The sequence below is a fragment of the Streptomyces sp. NPDC001717 genome (genome assembly GCF_042892775.1).
In the GTDB taxonomy this organism is placed as follows: domain Bacteria; phylum Actinomycetota; class Actinomycetes; order Streptomycetales; family Streptomycetaceae; genus Streptomyces.
Genome location: NZ_JBIAUK010000005.1, coordinates 94,256 through 112,905, shown reverse-complemented (window position 1 = coordinate 112,905; position 18,650 = coordinate 94,256). Strand labels below are relative to the sequence as shown.

The 18,650-nt window shown below is 72.3% G+C and carries 12 protein-coding genes; 5 read left to right on the top strand and 7 right to left on the bottom strand.

Translation table 11 applies throughout. The features are described from left to right. Window positions 1-46: 46 nt before the first annotated feature. The 7 genes from ACFYZL_RS11800 to ACFYZL_RS11770 all read right to left on the bottom strand — a co-directional run bounded on the left by ACFYZL_RS11800 (window position 47) and on the right by ACFYZL_RS11770 (window position 12,058). Window positions 47-2,182, bottom strand: a complete 2,136-nt coding sequence (locus ACFYZL_RS11800) for a PQQ-binding-like beta-propeller repeat protein (RefSeq protein WP_388678292.1) — start codon at window positions 2,180-2,182, stop codon at window positions 47-49. Window positions 2,183-2,323: 141 nt separating this feature from the next. Next, window positions 2,324-3,340: an ABC transporter permease subunit gene (locus ACFYZL_RS11795; protein ID WP_388678289.1), complete on the bottom strand. Its 1,017-nt coding sequence runs from the start codon at window positions 3,338-3,340 to the stop codon at window positions 2,324-2,326. Next, window positions 3,337-4,197, bottom strand: a complete 861-nt coding sequence (locus ACFYZL_RS11790) for an ABC transporter ATP-binding protein (RefSeq protein WP_384748275.1) — start codon at window positions 4,195-4,197, stop codon at window positions 3,337-3,339. The genes ACFYZL_RS11795 and ACFYZL_RS11790 overlap by 4 nt, the downstream gene beginning before the upstream one ends. Beyond that, entirely contained in the window at window positions 4,194-4,607 is a 414-nt protein-coding gene (locus tag ACFYZL_RS11785; protein ID WP_384748272.1) for a GntR family transcriptional regulator, read from the bottom strand. The genes ACFYZL_RS11790 and ACFYZL_RS11785 overlap by 4 nt, the downstream gene beginning before the upstream one ends. Window positions 4,608-4,959: 352 nt before the next feature. After that, on the bottom strand, window positions 4,960-6,420 hold the full coding sequence (locus ACFYZL_RS11780) for a glutamate synthase subunit beta (protein ID WP_384748269.1): 1,461 nt from the start codon (window positions 6,418-6,420) through the stop codon (window positions 4,960-4,962). After that, the gene (gene gltB / locus ACFYZL_RS11775; RefSeq protein WP_384748266.1) at window positions 6,413-11,011 is read right to left on the bottom strand and encodes a glutamate synthase large subunit; all 4,599 of its coding nucleotides are present in this window, start codon (window positions 11,009-11,011) and stop codon (window positions 6,413-6,415) included. The genes ACFYZL_RS11780 and gltB overlap by 8 nt, the downstream gene beginning before the upstream one ends. A gap of 315 nt (window positions 11,012-11,326) precedes the next feature. Continuing rightward, window positions 11,327-12,058 carry a VIT1/CCC1 transporter family protein gene (locus ACFYZL_RS11770; protein WP_384748263.1) on the bottom strand — a complete coding sequence of 244 codons (732 nt, stop codon included), beginning with the start codon at window positions 12,056-12,058 and terminating at the stop codon, window positions 11,327-11,329. 246 nt (window positions 12,059-12,304) lie between these two features. On the opposite strand from ACFYZL_RS11770, the gene ACFYZL_RS11765 reads away from it, so the two are divergent. The 5 genes from ACFYZL_RS11765 (at window position 12,305) to rbsK (ending at window position 18,609) form a co-directional block, all read left to right on the top strand. Further along, entirely contained in the window at window positions 12,305-13,291 is a 987-nt protein-coding gene (locus tag ACFYZL_RS11765) for an ADP-ribosylglycohydrolase family protein (protein ID WP_384748260.1), read from the top strand. After that, window positions 13,288-14,649: an ADP-ribosylglycohydrolase family protein gene (locus ACFYZL_RS11760; protein WP_384748257.1), complete on the top strand. Its 1,362-nt coding sequence runs from the start codon at window positions 13,288-13,290 to the stop codon at window positions 14,647-14,649. The genes ACFYZL_RS11765 and ACFYZL_RS11760 overlap by 4 nt, the downstream gene beginning before the upstream one ends. Beyond that, window positions 14,646-15,800 (top strand): ADP-ribosylglycohydrolase family protein, encoded by a 1,155-nt coding sequence (locus ACFYZL_RS11755; RefSeq protein WP_388678282.1) that lies wholly within the window; start codon window positions 14,646-14,648, stop codon window positions 15,798-15,800. Before ACFYZL_RS11760 ends, ACFYZL_RS11755 begins: the two co-directional genes overlap by 4 nt. A gap of 410 nt (window positions 15,801-16,210) precedes the next feature. Beyond that, the gene (locus ACFYZL_RS11750; RefSeq protein WP_388678605.1) at window positions 16,211-17,626 is read left to right on the top strand and encodes an ADP-ribosylglycohydrolase family protein; all 1,416 of its coding nucleotides are present in this window, start codon (window positions 16,211-16,213) and stop codon (window positions 17,624-17,626) included. Continuing rightward, window positions 17,623-18,609 carry a ribokinase gene (gene rbsK, locus ACFYZL_RS11745; protein WP_388678279.1) on the top strand — a complete coding sequence of 329 codons (987 nt, stop codon included), beginning with the start codon at window positions 17,623-17,625 and terminating at the stop codon, window positions 18,607-18,609. The genes ACFYZL_RS11750 and rbsK overlap by 4 nt, the downstream gene beginning before the upstream one ends. The last annotated feature ends 41 nt before the right edge of the window (window positions 18,610-18,650 follow it).

Here is an 18,650-nt window from a genome sequence, read left to right as displayed (position 1 = left end):
GCATCGGACCCGCACCCGGCGGCACGCCGCCACCCGCACGAGTGAGTCAGGGGCGCGTGGTGAGGGCGATGAGGGTGCGCCGGAGCGGATCGCCCGCCGTGAAGTGCACCGTCGCGATCACGCCGACGAAGAGGACGCCGTCGGCGACGACCGGGTCGGAGAAGGAGCCGGCCGTGTCGATGGAACGGGACCATTTCTCCGCTCCGTTCCTCGCGTCGAGGGCACGGATGCGCTTCGCGTCACCATCGGCGACGTACACCACTCCCTCGACGACCCGCGGAGCCCGGCCACCGGTTCCGTACTTCCGCGCGTTACGGCGCCATGCTTCGCGGTGCGTACGGGCATCCAGCGCGATCACCGTTCCGTACTGGGTCATGACGTAGACGACGCCGTCGGCCACGGCGGGGGTGGATCCGATGGGCTCACCCGCGTCGTAGGTCCATTTCGACGCGCCGGTGGCGGCGTCCAAGGCATGGAGTTGCTCGTCCCAGGAGCCGATGTAGACGGTGTCCTCGTACACGGCGGGAGCGCTGCGTATCGGCTTGGCGGTGGAGTAGGACCACTTGAGCGTTCCGGTGGCGGCTTCCACGGCGTACAGATCGGCGTCCCGCTCGTCGTACTCCACGCCGGGCTGGTCGGCCACGGCGCTGACATAAACGGTGTCCGGGGTCGCCGCGACGTGGGCGCCCCCTCTCACGGACCGCAACCAGCGGTGCTCCCCGCTCACGGCGTCGAGAGCCCGGATTTCCTCGTTCGAAACGGCGTACAAGGAGGAACCGGCCACCGCCAGCGCGCGGTAGCCGCCCGCTTTCCCGTCGGCCGGTTCGGTCCAGCGCCGCTCTCCCGTGGCGGCGGTCACGGCGTGGATGACGCCCTCGCCGGTCACGACGTACACCGAGCCCCCCGCGACCGCCTCGACCTTCACCGAGCCCGTCGTGTCACCGGTCCGATAGGTCCACCTGAGCTCGCCGCTCGCGGTGTCGCGCGCCTCGACCGTGCCGTTCGCGGGGCCGGGCAGGAACGCGGTGTGCTCGGAGACGGCGAAGTACCCCTGCGCCCCGATGGGTGTGAACCACAGCTTGCGCGGGTCTTGGAGGTACCCGATGAGGAGCGTCACGGCGACCGCGCACACGACGACGCCGACGACGAGCGACAGCACCCGGCGACGACGGGCGCGATCCGGGGCGGGCGGGGTACTCGGCGGGGCGGCCCCGGCGGGGACGGCCGAAGGGCGCCGCGCCTTGGGGTTCTTCAATGTGGGGCTCGGGGGGACCTGGGGACGGGGGCGGTCGTGCGTGCGGGCGTCCGGCGGCCGGGGCGGAGCCGTCTCTTGCGGCTCCCGCTCCGGGGTGGGCGGGGCCGGTGCGGGCGGCTCGGCCGCCAGCTCGCGCAGGCGGTCGCGTACGTGTGCGGCCGTCGAGGGGCGATCATCCGGCTCCTTGGCGAGGAGCGCGGCCACCAACTCGTCAAGGCCCCGAGGGAGCCCGGAGACCGCCTTTCCGACGGGGACGGGCACCGTGTCCTTGTGTGCGGCGAGGAGGGGAAAACCGCTCAGGTCGCCGAACGGCGGCCGTCCGGTGAGGAGCTCGTAGAGCACGCACCCGAGGGCGTACAGATCGGTGCGCGCGTCCCCGCGCGAGCCGAGGATCCGCTCGGGCGCCATGTACGGCCATGAGCCGATCGGTTCGCTGTCCGCAGACGCGTTGTCGAGGAACCCGGCGATGCCGAAGTCCAGGATCTTGATCCTTCCGGATTCCGTGAGCATGAGGTTCGAGGGCTTGAGGTCGCGATGGACGACGCCCTCGTCGTGGGCCGCCTGCAGGGCGTCGGCCACCTGTGCCGACCAGTCCAGCACGGTGGCCACCGCGAGCGTCTCTCCGGAGTCGAGTACGCGCGACAGGTCCTGCCCGGTGATCAGCTCCATCACCAGGAACCAGTCACCGGTGGTGTCGCTCTCGACGTCGTGAACGGTCACGATCCCGGGATGATTGGCACGCGCTGCGGTCCGCGCCTCCCGGAAGACAGCAGGCACGTTCGGCTGCCGGCCCGGGAGGGGGCGCACCAGTTTCACCACGACGCGCCGCTGCATCTTCGGGTCCCAAGCAGCCCAGGCCTCACCCATCGCACCGGACGCCAGCGGCCTGTCGTCCAGCTCGTACCGCCCTGCCAGCAGCCTCCCCATCCTGCCTGTCTCCCCCAACCGGCCCGGGAACAACCACCGTTCAGGATGGCGGTACACCTTCGCCGTACTTCACGGCCGTAGAGTCGGGGAAGCGGCCGAAGCCAGTTGCGTTGGCTTCGGCCGCCCCTCACCCGGACCCGGTCAGGCCACCCGGCGCCGAAGCCACCACCCGCAGACGCCCGCCAGCACCCCGGACAGTGCGAGGAAGATCCCCGTCTCGATCCACTGGAACGTCCAGTAGCGGTCGGCGGGCTGGTAGGCCACCTCGATGTGCAGATCGGACTTCGCGAAGCACTCGAAGGGCTCCATGCTGGGTTTCGCACAACCTTGGGTGCCGCCGACCTCCCGGCCCGAGGAGTCGAGGACCCGGCCGGGGTCGGAGACGACCCAGTCACCGGGCCTGGACACCCCCACCTCCAGGCGGGTGTCGTCACCGGACCCCAGCAGGTGGACGTTCAGCCCTTGCCAGCCCTCCGCCGGGGCCCCCATCTGCACGGAGAGCGAGGAGAGCGCGACGTCGGCGCGCACCGGAGCCATGTAGTACGGGCGGATCGCCTGCGGGACGAGGATCTGGATCGCCGCGAAGGCGGCCAGCGTGGCGGCCATCGCGGGCACGGTGCGGCGGATCAGCAGTCCCGCACACACCCCGAAAGTGAAGGCGAAGACGCCGTAGCCGATCGGGGCGATCGACCGCCCGCCGAACAGCATCGCGGTGAACCGGTCCACGTTGATCCGGTCGATCGGACTCGCCCACCAGGTCACCAGCAGGGTGAGCAGTCCCGTCACGACGACGACCACCAGGCCGACGGCAACGAGCTTGACCATGAGCCAACGCCCGCGGGTGATGCTCTGGTTCAGGACGAGGCGGTGGGTGCCGGTCTCCAGTTCGCGGGCGATCAGCGGAGCTCCCCAGAAGATCCCCAGGATGCCGGGTACGAGGAGCAGCGCACTCGTGACACCGTAGGCGAGGGTCTGGTACTCGGAGAGCATCCCGTCCTTGGCCCTCTTGCAGGCCTCGCCCTGGCAGTGGGCGACCGTGCTGTCGTAGAGGTCCCTCATCTGGAAGCCGGTGACCAGAAGGAATATCGCGAACCCGGCCACGGCGGCGAGGGTCACGAGCGTCTGGACTCGGTATTGGCGCCAGGTCAGCCAGATCATCGCCGGGCCTCCTGACCCATGTAGGTGAGGACGAGGTCCTCCAGGCCGATCGGCTCCAGGACCCAGGAGGGGTCCTGGACCGGCTCGTCGGCACTCACGATGAACGTGCTCTGCCGCTCGGTGTGGGTCTCCTGGATGACCCGCATGCCCTCGGGCAGGCCGGCGGCATCCCTCCGGGCCGTGGTGAGCCGGAAGTGCGTGGCGAGCAGGTCGTCGACGTCCCCCGCCACTTGTACGCGGGAGGCGACGAGCGAGACCAGGTGGTCGCAGACCCGTTCCAGGTCGGAGACCAGGTGTGAGGAGAGCACGACGGTGGTCCCGTGTTCGGCCACGTACTCCATCAGGCTCTGCAGGAACTCCCGCCTGGCCAGCGGGTCCAGGGCGGCGACCGGCTCGTCGAGGAGCAGCAGCTCGGGCCGCTTGGCGACGGCGAGCGTCAGGGCGACCTGGGCGCGCTGTCCGCCGGACAGCTTCCCGGTCTTCTGCGCGGGGTCGAGCCCGAGCTGTCGGATCCGCTCCTCCGCCAGGGCGGCGTCCCATCCCGGGTTGAGCCGGGCCCCCAGCTTCAGGTGGTCGGCGATGGACAGCCCGGCGTACGTGGGCGTGTCCTGGGCGACGAACCCGACCTTGGCCAGCTGCTCCGGCCCGGACGCGGGCCGTCCGCCGAGCACCTCGATGGTGCCGGAGGTCGGCCCGATCAGCCCGCAGGCCAGCTGCAACAGCGTTGACTTCCCTGCCCCGTTGGGGCCGACCAGGCCGATGACCCGCCCTGCCGGCAGGCTCAGGGTGCACTCGCTCAACGCCTGTTTGCGGCCGTACCGCTTGCCCAGCGCGTGGGCCTCCAATATCGCGGTCATTTCCCCTCTTCGGTCTTCGCGTGCGTGTGCGTACTGCGATTACGGAAGGTGCTCTGGAACAGCGCCTCGATGCTCTCCTCGTCCAGCCCGGCGCTCCGCGCCTTCTCCAGCCACCCCTGCAACTCCTGCCGCAGCGGCTCGTGTTCGGACAGCGAGGCGTCGTCGCCGAGCGTCCCGGAGATGAAGGTGCCGACTCCGGGCTTCTTGGCGACCAGCCCCTCGTATTCGAGTTCCCGGTACGCCTTGAGCACGGTGTTCGGGTTGATCGCCACGGAGGCGGCGACGTCCTTGACCGTGGGAAGCCGGTCCCCCTGCGCGAGCAGCCCCAGCCGCAGGGCCTGGCGGACCTGGTGGACGAGCTGCATGTACGGGGCGACGCCGGACCGGGCATCGAGGTGAAACTCGATCACTGCCCACCTCTATTCATCTAGCTTCCTAGCACTATAGGACTATGCGCGTGTGACTGCCGTCAAGGGGCCACGCCGAATGCCCTCCCGGGCGGGGTGGCGGTTTCTCGCGCACGGCCCGGCCTGCGGCCGCGGCACGATGGGGAGGACGCCCCGGAGGGACAGCGGGGACCGACCCGCACGGTCAAGGCATCGGCCCGGGGAAAGCCGGCCTCTCCGGGAACGAGGAGCGGGGTCCGGGAACGCCACAGCGCCCGCCATCCCTGGTCGGGGACATGGCGGGCGCTGTGTCGGATTTCCGTACGTCGTTGTACGGACCGTATGAGGGGTCTCCCCGGAGGGAGGGGCGACGGTGTTACACCGTCAGCGAGCGGTCCGTGGGCTTGACCGGGTACGGGAGGGTGCTGGAGCCGGTCAGGAAGCGGTCCACGCCGCGGGCGGCCGAGCGGCCCTCCGCGATGGCCCAGACGATCAGCGACTGGCCGCGGCCGGCGTCACCGGCGACGAAGACGCCGTCGACGTTGGTCGCGTAGGACGCGTCGCGCGAGACGTTGCCGCGGCCGTCCAGCTCCAGGCCGAACTGCTCCACCAGGCCGTTGGCCTGGTCGGTGCCGGTGAAGCCCATCGCCAGGGTGACCAGCTGCGCGGGGAGGACGCGCTCGGTGCCGGGCTTCTGGGTCAGCTTGCCGTCGATGAACTCGACCTCGACGAGGTGCAGCGCCTTGACGTTGCCGTCCTCGTCACCCTCGAAGTGGGTGGTGGAGACGGAGTAGACCCGCTCGCCGCCCTCCTCGTGCGCCGAGGTGACCTTGTACAGCATGGGGAAGGTCGGCCACGGCTGGTTGGCGTTCCGGTCCTCGCCCGGCTTCGGCATGATCTCCAGCTGCGTGACCGAGGCCGCGCCCTGGCGGTGGGCGGTGCCCACGCAGTCCGCGCCGGTGTCGCCGCCGCCGATGACGACCACGTGCTTGCCCTCGGCCGTGATGGGGGGCGCCACGAAGTCGCCCTCCTGGACCTTGTTGGCGAGCGGCAGGTACTCCATCGCGAAGTGGATGCCGCCGAGCTCGCGGCCCGGGACCGGGAGGTCGCGGGAGACGGTGGCGCCCGCCGCGATGACGACCGCGTCGAACCGCTTGCGCAGGTCGGTGGCGGTGATGTCGCGGCCGACCTCGATGCCGGTGCGGAACTTGGTGCCCTCCGCGCGCATCTGCTCGATGCGGCGGTTGATGTGCACCTTCTCCATCTTGAACTCGGGGATGCCGTAGCGCAGCAGGCCGCCGATGCGGTCGGCGCGCTCGTACACGACCACGGTGTGGCCGGCCCGGGTCAGCTGCTGGGCGGCGGCCAGACCGGCCGGACCCGAGCCGATGACGGCGGCGGTCTTCCCGGACAGGCGCTCGGGCGCCCGCGGGGTGACGTCGCCGTTGTCCCAGGCCTTGTCGATGATCGAGACTTCGACGTTCTTGATGGTGACGGCCGGCTGGTTGATGCCGAGCACACACGCCGACTCGCACGGGGCCGGGCACAGACGGCCCGTGAACTCCGGGAAGTTGTTCGTGGCGTGCAGGCGCTCCGAGGCGGCGGTCCAGTCCTCGCGGTACGCGAAGTCGTTCCACTCGGGGATCAGGTTCCCGAGCGGGCAGCCGTTGTGGCAGAACGGGATGCCGCAGTCCATGCAGCGGCCGGCCTGCTTGCCGATGATCGGGAGCAGCGAGCCCGGGACGTAGACCTCGTTCCAGTCCTGAAGCCGTTCGGCGACGGGACGGGAGCAGGCGGTCTCGCGCGGGGTGGTGAGGAAGCCCTTCGGGTCAGCCATTGGTCGCCGCCTCCATCATCTTCTCCGTGGTCTCGGTTTCCGAGAGTCCGGCGAGCTCAGCGGCTTCCTTGGCGGCGAGCACTGCCTTGTACGTGGTCGGGATGATCTTGCTGAAGCGGTCCGCCGCGGCGGTCCAGTCAGCCAGGAGCTTCGCGGCCACGGTCGAGCCGGTCTCCTCCTCGTGGCGGCGCACCACATCGTGCAGCCACTGCTTGTCGCTGTCGGACAGGGCCTCGACCGCGCCCGCGTTGCCGACGTTGACGTTGTTCGGGTCGAGGTCGATGACGTACGCGACGCCACCCGACATGCCGGCCGCGAAGTTGCGGCCCGTCTCGCCCAGGACGACCGCCGTGCCGCCGGTCATGTACTCGCAGCCGTGGTCGCCCACGCCTTCCGAGACGACCAGGGCGCCGGAGTTGCGGACGCAGAAGCGCTCGCCGGTGCGGCCGCGCAGGAACATCTCGCCGCCGGTGGCTCCGTAGCCGATGGTGTTGCCGGCGATGGTGGAGTACTCGGCGAGGTGGTCGGCGCCGCGGTCCGGGCGGACCACGATCCGGCCGCCGGAGAGGCCCTTGCCGACGTAGTCGTTGGCGTCGCCCTCCAGGCGGAGGGTCACGCCCTTCGGCACGAAGGCTCCGAAGGACTGGCCGGCGCTGCCCGTGAAGGTCAGGTCGATGGTGTTGTCGGGCAGGCCCGCTCCACCGAACTTCTTGGTCACGTGGTGGCCGAGCATGGTGCCGACGGTCCGGTTGATGTTGCGGATCGCGACCTGGGCGCGGACCGGCTGGGCCGCCTCCGCGGTCTCGGCGTTCAGCGCGTCGGCGGCGAGCTCGATGAGCTCGTTGTCGAGCGCCTTCTCCAGACCGTGGTCCTGCTCGATCAGGGCGTGGCGGACCGCGCCCTCGGGCAGCTCGGGCACGTAGAAGAGCGGCTCCAGGTCGAGACCCTGCGCCTTCCAGTGCGTGACGGCCTTGGTGGTGTCGAGCAGCTCGGCGTGGCCGACGGCCTCCTCGATGGAGCGGAAGCCCAGCTCGGCGAGGAGCTCGCGCACCTCCTCCGCGATGAACTCGAAGAAGTTGACGACGAACTCGGGCTTGCCGGAGAAGCGACTCCGCAGGACCGGGTTCTGCGTGGCGATGCCGACCGGGCAGGTGTCCAGGTGGCAGACGCGCATCATGACGCAGCCGGAGACGACGAGCGGCGCGGTCGCGAAACCGAACTCCTCGGCGCCGAGCAGCGCGGCGATGACCACGTCGCGGCCGGTCTTGAGCTGGCCGTCGGTCTGGACGACGATCCGGTCGCGCAGCCCGTTGAGCAGCAGGGTCTGCTGGGTCTCGGCGAGGCCGAGCTCCCAGGGACCGCCCGCGTGCTTCAGCGAGGTGAGCGGGGAGGCGCCCGTTCCGCCGTCGTGGCCGGAGATCAGGACGACGTCCGCGTGGGCCTTGGAGACACCCGCGGCGACCGTGCCCACGCCGACCTCGGAGACGAGCTTCACGTGGATGCGCGCGACCGGGTTGGCGTTCTTGAGGTCGTGGATCAGCTGAGCCAGGTCCTCGATGGAGTAGATGTCGTGGTGCGGCGGCGGGGAGATCAGGCCGACGCCCGGGGTGGAGTGACGCGTCTTGGCGACCCACGGGTAGACCTTGTGGCCGGGCAGCTGGCCGCCCTCGCCGGGCTTGGCGCCCTGCGCCATCTTGATCTGGATGTCGTCCGCGTTGACCAGGTACTCGGAGGTGACGCCGAAGCGGCCGGAGGCGACCTGCTTGATCGACGAACGCCGTGCCGGGTCGTACAGGCGGTCCGGGTCCTCGCCGCCCTCACCGGTGTTGGACTTGGCGCCCAGCTGGTTCATGGCGATGGCGAGGGTCTCGTGCGCCTCCTTGGAGATGGAGCCGTACGACATGGCGCCGGTGGAGAAGCGCTTGACGATGTCGGCGACCGACTCGACCTCGTCGATGGAGATCGACGGGCGGTCCTCCGTCTTGAAGCCGAAGAGGCCGCGGAGCGTCATCAGGCGCTCGGACTGCTCGTTCACCCGGTCCGTGTACTGCTTGAAGATGTCGTACCGGCGGTTGCGGGTGGCGTGCTGGAGGCGGAAGACCGTCTCCGGGTCGAACAGGTGCGGCTCGCCCTCGCGGCGCCACTGGTACTCGCCGCCGATCTCCAGCGCGCGGTGCGTGGCCGCGATGCCGGAGGCCGGGTACGCCTTGGCGTGGCGCGCGGCCACCTCCTTGGCGATGACGTCCAGGCCCGCGCCGCCGATCTTGGTGGCGGTGCCCGCGAAGTACGCGGCGACGAACTCGTCGTTCAGGCCGACGGCCTCGAAGACCTGGGCGCCGCGGTAGGAGGCGACGGTGGAGATGCCCATCTTGGACATGACCTTCAGGACGCCCTTGCCGAGCGCGTAGATCAGGTTCCTGATGGCCTTCTCGGGCTCGATGCCCTCGATGAACGTACCGGCGCGCAGCAGGTCCTCGACGGACTCCATGGCGAGGTACGGGTTGACCGCGGCGGCGCCGTAGCCGATGAGCAGTGCGACGTGGTGGACCTCGCGGACGTCGCCGGCCTCGACGAGCAGGCCCACCTGGGTGCGCTGCTTGGTCGCGATGAGGTGGTGGTGCACGGCGGAGGTGAGCAGCAGCGAGGGGATCGGCGCGTGCTCGGCGTCCGAGTGGCGGTCCGACAGGACGATCAGGCGGGCGCCGGCGGCGATGGCCGCGTCGGCCTCGGTGCGGATCTCCGCGATCCGCGCGGCGAGCGCGTCGGCGCCGCCCGAGACCCGGTAGAGGCCCGAGAGGGTGGCCGCCTTCATGCCCGGCATGTCGCCGTCGTGGTTGATGTGGATGAGCTTGGCGAGCTCGTCGTTGTCGATCACCGGGAAGGGCAGCGTGACGCTGCGGCACGACGCGGAGGTCGGGTCCAGGAGGTTGGACTCGGGGCCGATCGAGGACAGCAGCGAGGTGACGAGCTCCTCGCGGATGGCGTCCAGCGGCGGGTTGGTGACCTGCGCGAAGAGCTGGGTGAAGTAGTCGAAGAGCAGCCGGGGGCGCTCGGACAGGGCCGCGATCGGGGAGTCCGTGCCCATGGAGCCGAGCGGCTCGCCGCCGGTGCGGGCCATCGGCGCGAGGATGACGCGGAGCTCTTCCTCGGTGTAGCCGAAGGTCTGCTGGCGGCGGGTGACCGAGGCGTGGGTGTGCACGATGTGCTCGCGCTCGGGCAGGTCCGACAGCTCGATCTCGCCGGTCTCCAGCCAGTCCGCGTACGGGGCGGCGGCGGCCAGCTCGTCCTTGATCTCGTCGTCCTCGATGATCCGCTTCTGGGCGGTGTCGACGAGGAACATCTTGCCGGGCTGCAGGCGGCCCTTGCGGACGACCTTGGCCGGGTCGATGTCGAGCACGCCGACCTCGGAGCCGAGGACGACGAGGCCGTCGTCGGTGACCCAGTAGCGGCCGGGGCGCAGACCGTTGCGGTCGAGGACCGCGCCGACCTGGGTGCCGTCGGTGAAGGTGACGCAGGCCGGGCCGTCCCAGGGCTCCATCATCGTGGAGTGGTACTGGTAGAACGCGCGGCGGGCCGGGTCCATGGAGGTGTGGTTCTCCCACGCCTCCGGGATCATCATCAGGACGCTGTGCGGGAGCGAGCGGCCACCGAGGTGGAGCAGCTCCAGGACCTCGTCGAAGGAGGCCGAGTCGGAGGCGTCCGGGGTGCAGATCGGGAAGATGCGGTCCAGCGCGCCCTCGCCGAAGACGTCGGACGCCAGCTGGGACTCGCGGGCCTTCATCCAGTTGCGGTTGCCCTTGACCGTGTTGATCTCGCCGTTGTGCGCGACGAAGCGGTACGGGTGGGCGAGCGGCCAGGACGGGAAGGTGTTCGTCGAGAACCGCGAGTGGACCAGGGCGACGGCCGAGGCGAAACGGCGGTCGGAGAGGTCGGGGAAGAAGGGCTCCAGCTGGCCGGTGGTCAGCATGCCCTTGTAGACGATGGTGCGGGCGGAGAGCGAGGGGAAGTACACCCCGGCCTCGCGCTCGGCGCGCTTGCGCAGGACGAAGGCCTTGCGGTCCAGCTCGATGCCCGTGCTGCCGTTGCTCACGAAGAGCTGGCGGAAGGCCGGCATCGTGGTCCGGGCGCCGTTGCCGAGCAGGTCCGGGGTGACCGGGACCTCGCGCCAGCCGATGACCGTGAGGTTCTCCTCGGCGGCGATGGCCTCGATCTGCTCCACGGCGACGGCCTGTGCGGTGCCGTCGGCGGGGAGGAAGGCGATGCCGACGGCGTACGCGCCGGCCTCGGGGAGCTCGAACCCGGCGACCTCGCGCAGGAACGCGTCCGGGACCTGGGACAGGATGCCCGCGCCGTCGCCGGAGTCCGGCTCGGAGCCGGTGGCGCCGCGGTGCTCGAGGTTCCGCAGGACGGTCAGGGCCTGCTCAACGAGGGTGTGGGTGGCCTCGCCGGTGAGGTTCGCCACGAATCCGACGCCACAGGCGTCCTTCTCGTTGCGCGGGTCGTACATGCCCTGCTGGGCGGGGCGACCGTCCATGGGCGACCAGGCGGTGTTGCTGAGGCCGGTCGCGGAGTGCGTGGATGCGGAACGCATCGGCTCTCCCGTCGTCGTCGTGGCATATGTGCATAGCCGAGGGACGACGTTGGCCCTCTGCGAAATTTCGTGCAGATTACATGATGACGACAATCCCGCGAAGCGGATATGCCATTCCAGCATGCGGACATCGCACGAGGCAGAAAGAAGGGGACCTTCGGGTGTTGGGCACGCTGCACGGGGAGAAGGTCCCGACGCGTAGTGGGCATCATTGCCCGGGCGCCCTGGTCTGATGCCCGGCGGACATGGGATCGAAACCGCCGAGTAACGGACTACTTATGCTGCGTTCCGCATAGTGTCTCACTCCCTGCCTGATCAGCCTATGGCTCCGCCGATCCAGGTTCCCAGGATGTACGTCACACCGGCGGCGGCGCCACCCAGGACGAGCTGGCGCAGGCCGCTGTACCACCAGGACCGGGCGGTGACCCGCGCGACGACCGCGCCGCAGGCGAAGAGACCGGCCAGCGCCAGCAGGACCGCGGGCCACAGGGCGGTGGCGCCGAGCAGGTAGGGCAGTACGGGGAGCAGCGCGCCCAGCGCGAAGGAGCCGAAGGAGGAGACCGCGGCGACGATCGGCGAGGGCAGGTCGTCGGGGTCGATGCCGAGCTCCTCGCGGGCGTGGATCTCCAGCGCCTGCTCGGGGTCGCGGGACAGCTGCATGGCCACCTCGCGGGCGAGGGCCGGCTCGACGCCCCGGGAGACGTAGAGCTCGGCGAGCTCCTCCATCTCGTCGATCGGGTGCCCCAGCAACTGCTGCCGTTCCACGTCCAGTTCGGCGAGCACGAGCTCACGCTGCGAGGCCACGGAGGTGTATTCGCCGGCCGCCATCGAGAACGCGCCGGCCGCGAGGCCCGCCAGGCCGGTGATCACGACGGTGTGCGGGGCGACGGCGCCGCCCGCCACGCCGGTCATCAGCGCGAGGTTGGAGACGAGCCCGTCCATGGCGCCGAAGACGGCCGGGCGCAGCCATCCGCCGTTGACGTCGCGGTGCGTGTGGTTGTCGCGGTGGGCGGTGTGCAGCGGCGCTTCGATGTCGATGATGGACATACGGATATCTCCCCATTTGTGCCAACGGGCTCCGCGAGACGTCCCGCTCCCCCTGAACACCTCGAAACTACGCACGATTTCCGTTGCCCGCCAGCAAGGAAGGCCGTACTTACCTGGGGTTTTGAGGGTCGGCGACCGGGTGACGGCATCGTTCGCGGGGTGTTTCGCGACGAGCGACAAACCACATGCCGTGGCACAAATCCCCCAAGGGCTCATCATGAGTCCCATCAAGTGGAGAGGCGCGCCATGGAGCTGATTGCATGCAATCCGCAGGTCCTCCTCGAACGGGCCAGGGGCGCTCTTCTGGGACTGGCGGTGGGTGACGCGCTGGGCGCCCCCGCGGAGAACATGAAGCCGTCGGAGATCCGGGCCAAGTGGGGCCGGATCGAGGGCTTCGTGTCGGACGACCCGGCGGGCACGGACGACACCGAGTACGCGATCTTCTCCGGGCTGCTGCTGGCCCGGCACGGATCGGCGCTGACCGTCTCCCACGTGGAACGGGCCTGGCACCACTGGATCGCGGACCTCGACGAAGGCCCGTTCCGCGGCGCCGGGTTCTCGGAGCGCGGCACCCTGGAGAACCTCCGCCGCGGACTGGCGGCGCCCATCTCGGCGCAGCACCGCCACGCGTGGAGCGACGGTCTGGCGATGCGCGCCGCCCCGTTCGGGGTCTTCGCGGCCGGCCGACCCGCGGAGGCGGCCCGGCTCGTCTCCATCGACGGCTCGGTGAGCCACGACGGGGAGGGCATCTACGGCGGCCAGGCGGTCGCCGCCGGGGTCGCCGCGGCCATGGCGGGCGGCTCCCCCGCCTCGGTGATCTCCGCGGCCCTGTCCGTGATCCCCTCCGACTCCTGGACGGCCCGCTCGCTGCGCCGCGCCGTGACGGCCGCCCCGCGCGGCGAACGGGCGGTCCGCTCGGCGGTGGTCATCGGCGGCTACCCGTGGACCGACCTGGCCCCCGAGGCGGTGGGCCTGGCCTTCGGGGCCTTCGCCGCCTGCCACGGCGACTTCCCCTCATCCGTCCTGACGGCCGTCAACATGGGCCGCGACGCCGACACCACGGCGGCGGTGGCGGGCGCCCTCGCCGGAGCCCTCTCCGGCGCCGCCTCGATCCCCACCGCCTGGTCCTCGGCCATCGGCCCGGTTCGCGGCAGCTGCCTCCCCTCGATGCGGGGCTACCACGTCCTGGACATCGCGGACCTCCTCACCCCGGAATACGAGGCCTCCCGATGACCCCTTTCACCCCCGACACCTCTCCGGACACGTCCACCGCTCGCGCCTCGAACGCCGGCGAGGCCGAGGGTGCCCCCGGCGGGGCTGTATGTGCCCTACGGGCGAACCAGCCGGACCTGACAGCCGGCAGCCGGCAAAATCCAGCCCCTCCGGCGCTTGAGGAGCGGGGTCCGGGGCGGAGCCCCGGTTCGACCCCGGACCAGCCGCCCGCTGCAAGGCCCCGCCGGATCGAGGGCCTCCTCCTCGGGCTCGCCGCAGGCGACGCGGCCGGGTGGCCCGCGGCCCGCCACCGCGCGAGCCGGATGCCCGAGTGGACCCGGCGCCTCACCCGCGAGCTCGACACCTTCGCCGAGCAGAACGCCACCACCACCCTCCCCGTCCCCATCGCGCTGAACCAGCCCCCGGAGCCCCTGCGCCTCGGCCCGTCCGACGACGCCGAGTGGGCCGCCTTCGTCGCCGAGTCCGTGCTCACCGCCGCCGGCGTCCTCCTCTCCGACCTCAGCCGGTCGAGGCGCATGCGCGCGGCCATCGACCTCGCCTGGAACGCCCTCGCCAGCGAGGTCGCCGCCGCCGCGGAACGCGCTCCCGAGGTCGAGTCCGCCGTACTCCCCCTCCGCGCCCGGATCTCCGTCCGCGCCGGCCTCGGCAACCTCGCCACCGGCCTGCGCCCGCCCGCCACCGGCCACGACAACCCGCACTACTTCGACGACGCCGCCTGCGTACGCGCCTGCGTCCTCGCCGTCGTCCACCCCGGCGACCCCCGCGCGGCCGCGGACCTCGCCGAGTTCGACGCCCGCTACACCCAGGACGGAGACGGCGTCCACGGCGCCCGCGCCATGGCCGCCGCCCTCGCGACCGCGCTGGCCACCGCCGACGTGGACGCCGCCGTCGAAGCCGCGCTCGGCCAGCTCCCCGGGACCACCGAGATCGGCCGCAACGCCCGCCACGCGGTCAAGCTGGCCCGCGCCCACAGCGACGGCGGCGCCTTCGCCATCGTCCCCACCCTCGAACACGAGATCGTCGACCACGTCTACAGCTACGGGATCGCCGCGGCCGAGACCGTCCCCGTCGCCCTCGCCCTCGCGACCGCCGCCCGCGGCAAGGTCACCGAGGCCGTCCCGGCCGCGGCCTGCCTGTCCCGCGTCGCGGACTCCGCCCCCGCCCTCGCCGGGGCGCTCACCGGCGCGCTCGGCGGCGGCGACTCGATCCCCGCCGCCTGGCGCGAGGCCTGCCGCACCCTGTCCGGCTGCGCCCTGCCCCGCCTGGCCGGCACCGACCTCGTCGAACTCGCGGCCCTCCTCGCCCGTACGGAACTCACCTCACCCCACCCCGACAACCAAGGAATGATCAGGACATGACGCTGACGAACCCCACGTTGGAGGACCGGGCCACCGGCGCCCTCGTCGGAGCCGCCGTGGGCGACGCGCTCGGCGGCCCGGTGGAGGGCTGGACCCCGGACCGGATCGTGGAACGGCACGGCGGCCGCATCCACGGGATCGTCGGCCCGTGGCACGAGGACTGGCGCACCGCCCGCCCCATCGCCCCGTACCACAAGGGCGACGGGCACGTCACCGACGACACCCTGATGACCCACGCCCTCGTCCGCGTCTACGAGGCCGTACGGGACCACCTCGACGCCTACGCCGTCGCCGAGCACCTGGTCCCGGACCTGATGACCAACCCCCGCTGGATCCCGGAACTGGAGGCGGAGGCCCTGCCCCTCCAGCGGATCTTCCTGGCGGAGAAGTGGATCGTCACCCGTCTCCACTACGCCCACGTCGACCCCCGCGAGGCGGGCTCCGGCAACATCGTCAACTGCGGTGCGGCGATGTACATGGCGCCGGTCGGCATCGCCAACGCGGGCAATCCGGCCGGGGCGTACGCGGAGGCGCTGGACATCGCCGGAGCGCACCAGTCCTCGTACGGAAGGGAGGCCGCGGGCGTGTTCGCGGCGGCGGTGGCGGCCGCCTGCCTGCCCGGCGCGACGGCCTCGACGGTCCTGGACACCGCCCTCTCCCTGGCCAAGGACGGCACCCGTACCGCCATCGAGGCGGTCGCGGAAACCGCCTCCCGCCACCGTGACTTCGAGTCGGCCCTGGCCCCGCTCCGGGCGGCGGTCGCCCCGTACGACTCGGTGGGCCCCGACTACCGGGCCCCCTCCCTCGGCGCGCGGCGCCCCTCGCGCCTCCACTCCATCGAGGAGCTCCCGATCGCGCTCGGCATGCTGCTGATCGCGGACGGGGCGTACGAGGCCTCCGTGCTCGGGGCGGTGAACTACGGCCGGGACTGCGACTCCATCGCCACCATGGCGGGCGCGATCGCCGGAGCCCTGGGCGGGGAGGCGGTGGTCCCGCCGGCCTGGGCGAAGCAGGTGGCGGAGGCCAGCCGCCTCGACCTGCACGCCCCGGCCGCGTCGATGGCCGCCGTCACCCGGGAGATCTTCACCCGCGACCGCACCCGCCGCGCCGCCCACGAATCGGCCTTCGCCACCCTCACGGCCCCCCGATGACCCCGCCCCGCCCCACGCCCCCGACGGAGCCCGCCGCAACGGCGACCCGACCGGCCCCCCACGGGCCGCACCGCCCGGACGGAGGCGTACGGGGTTCCGATCCCGACACCCCCACCCGGCCGGCCCGGCCGATCACCGACTCCGACACCCCGCCCCCACCGGCCCACCACCCCGGGCGCGACCCGGCATCCAGGCACGACCAGGGCTCCGGGCCCACCCCGGCATCCGGACACGGACCGGCGTCCGGACACGGACCGGGGTCCGGGGCGGAGCCCCGGTTTCGGGAAGGGGCGGGTAGGGGAACAGCGCCGCAGGCCCACGCCCGCACCCACCCGCACGCCCGCTCCACCCACCCCGCCCCCGACCCCGCCCCGGACCCGGTACGGCTCACCTGGGCGCAGCCCGAGGACCTGGTCGGGCACGAGCTGCGGCAGGCCGCGCAGGACGGCCGGGACGCGGACGCGGAACCCGCCCGCCGGACCTGGCTGGCGGCGGGCGGCCACCCGGCCCCCGCCCGGGCCGGCGCCTCCCCCACCCCGGCCCCGCCGCGGCTCCGCGCCCTGGCCACCCGCCTCCTGGACGACCTGGCCGCCCTCCCCTCCCCCCTGACTCCGGACGAACCGCACTCCCTGGAAGCCATCGCCACCACCTGGCCCGACCCCGGGGCCGCCCCACCCGGCGGCCCCGGGGCCCGGTCCGCGCGGCGGACGACGCCCGCGACACCGGGGCCCGGGGGCCTGACCCCGGACCCCACCGAGCCGCCCACCGAGCCACCCGCCGGGTACCCGGCCCGGCTGGAGGCAGCCTGGACCGGCCGGGCCGTCGGGTGTCTGCTCGGCAAGCCCGTCGAGAAGCTGCCGCTGCACGGCATCCGCACCCTGGCCCGCGCCGCCGGCAACTGGCCGCTCGGCGACTGGTTCACCGCCCGCCGCGTCCCGCCGGAGGTCCTCGCCGCGTACCCCTGGAACCGCCGTTCCGCCCCCACCTCCCTCGCCGAGAACATCGACGGGATGCCCGAGGACGACGACCTCAACTACCCGCTCCTCGGCCTGCTCCTGCTCCAGCGGCACGGCAAGGGCTTCACCACCGCCGACGTCGCCCGGCTCTGGCTCGACGAGTTGCCCGCGGGCCGGACCTTCACCGCCGAGCGCGTCGCCTACCGCAACCTCCTCCACGGCCTGGAACCCCCGCTCACCGCCACCCACCACAACCCCTTCCGCGAATGGATCGGCGCCCTCATCCGCGCCGACGTGCACGGCTGGACCAACCCCGGCGACCCGGCCGCCGCCGCGGCCCAGGCGTACCGGGACGCCGTCCTCACGCACACCGCGAACGGGATCTACGCCGCCCTCTTCGTCGCCGCGGCCACCGCCACCGCCGCCACCGGCCGCGCCGACGTGCACACCGCGCTGCGGAGCGGGCTGGACTTCGTACCGCCCCGCTCCCGCCTCGCCGAGGCCGTCCGGTTCGGCATCCGGGCGGCCGGGGAGGCCGCCGACTTCGACCTCGTCGTGGACCGGCTGCACGCCCGCTACGGGCACTACCACTGGGTCCACGCCGTGCCCAACACCGCGCTGATCGCCGCCGCCCTGACCCACGCCGACGGGGACTTCACCCACTCCGTGTGCCGGGCCGTCTCCGGCGGCTGGGACACCGACTCCAACGGGGCCACCGCCGGCGCCCTCGCCGCCCTCGTCGCAGGCTCGGTCCCGGACCGCTGGTCGGCCCCCCTCAAGAACCGCCTCGCCACCACCGTCCCCGGCTTCGACGGCATCGGCTTCGACACCCTCGCCCACCTCACCGCGCAGGAGGCAGCACGCTCATGACGGCCATCACCGTGCTCGGCAGTACCAACATGGACCTCGTCGCCTACGTCCCCAAGGCCCCCCGCCTCGGCGAGACCGTCACGGGCAGGGCCTTTCGCACCGTCCCCGGCGGCAAGGGCGCCAACCAGGCCGTCGCCGCCGCCCGATCCGGCGGGGAGGTGGTGATGATCGGCGCGGTCGGGGCCGACGAGTTCGGCGTAAGACTGCGCTCCGCGCTCGCCTCGGCGGGGGTGGAGACGGCCGGTCTGCGCACCGTCGAGGGAGCCAGCGGTACCGCCCACATCACCGTGGACGACGAGGGCGGCAACAGCATCATCGTCATCCCGGGCGCGAACGCCCTGGTCACGGGCCTGGAGGCGGGCGACGAGGCCCGGATCGCCCGCGCCGGATCGCTCCTCCTCCAGCTGGAGCTGCCGCTGTCCGCCGTCCTCGCCGGCGCGCTGTGCGCCCGCGCCCGCGGCGTCCGTACGGTCCTCACCCCGGCCCCCGTCCAGCCACTGCCCGCCGAGCTGCTCGCGGCCGTCGATCTCCTCGTCCCCAACGAGCACGAGGCCGCCGCCCTCACCGGCCTCACCGACCCGGTCCAGGCGGCCGGGGCCCTGCTGGACGACGTGCCCGAGGTGGTGATCACCCTCGGCGTGGCGGGCGTCCTGTACGCCGCCCGCGGCCGGGAGCCGCTGACGGTGCCCGCGCCCCGGGTCCGCGCAGTGGACACCACCGCGGCCGGGGACACCTTCGTCGGCGCCCTCGTGGTGGCGCTGGGCGAGGGCAGGCCCGTACCCGAGGCACTGCGCTGGGCCTCGTACGCAGCCGCCCTCTCCGTCCAGCGCCCGGGCGCCCAGGACTCGATGCCGACGCGCACGGAAACGGACGCCTTTGCCCTGGCCGGGCGGAACACGGAGAACGGGCCGCCACCCGGGCCGGACCCGGACCCGCACCCGGGCCGCGCCTCCGGGCCCGAACCCGACGGAGCCTCCTCGTGAACCCCCGGGCGGCACTGGGCACGGCAGCCGGCACGCCCCCG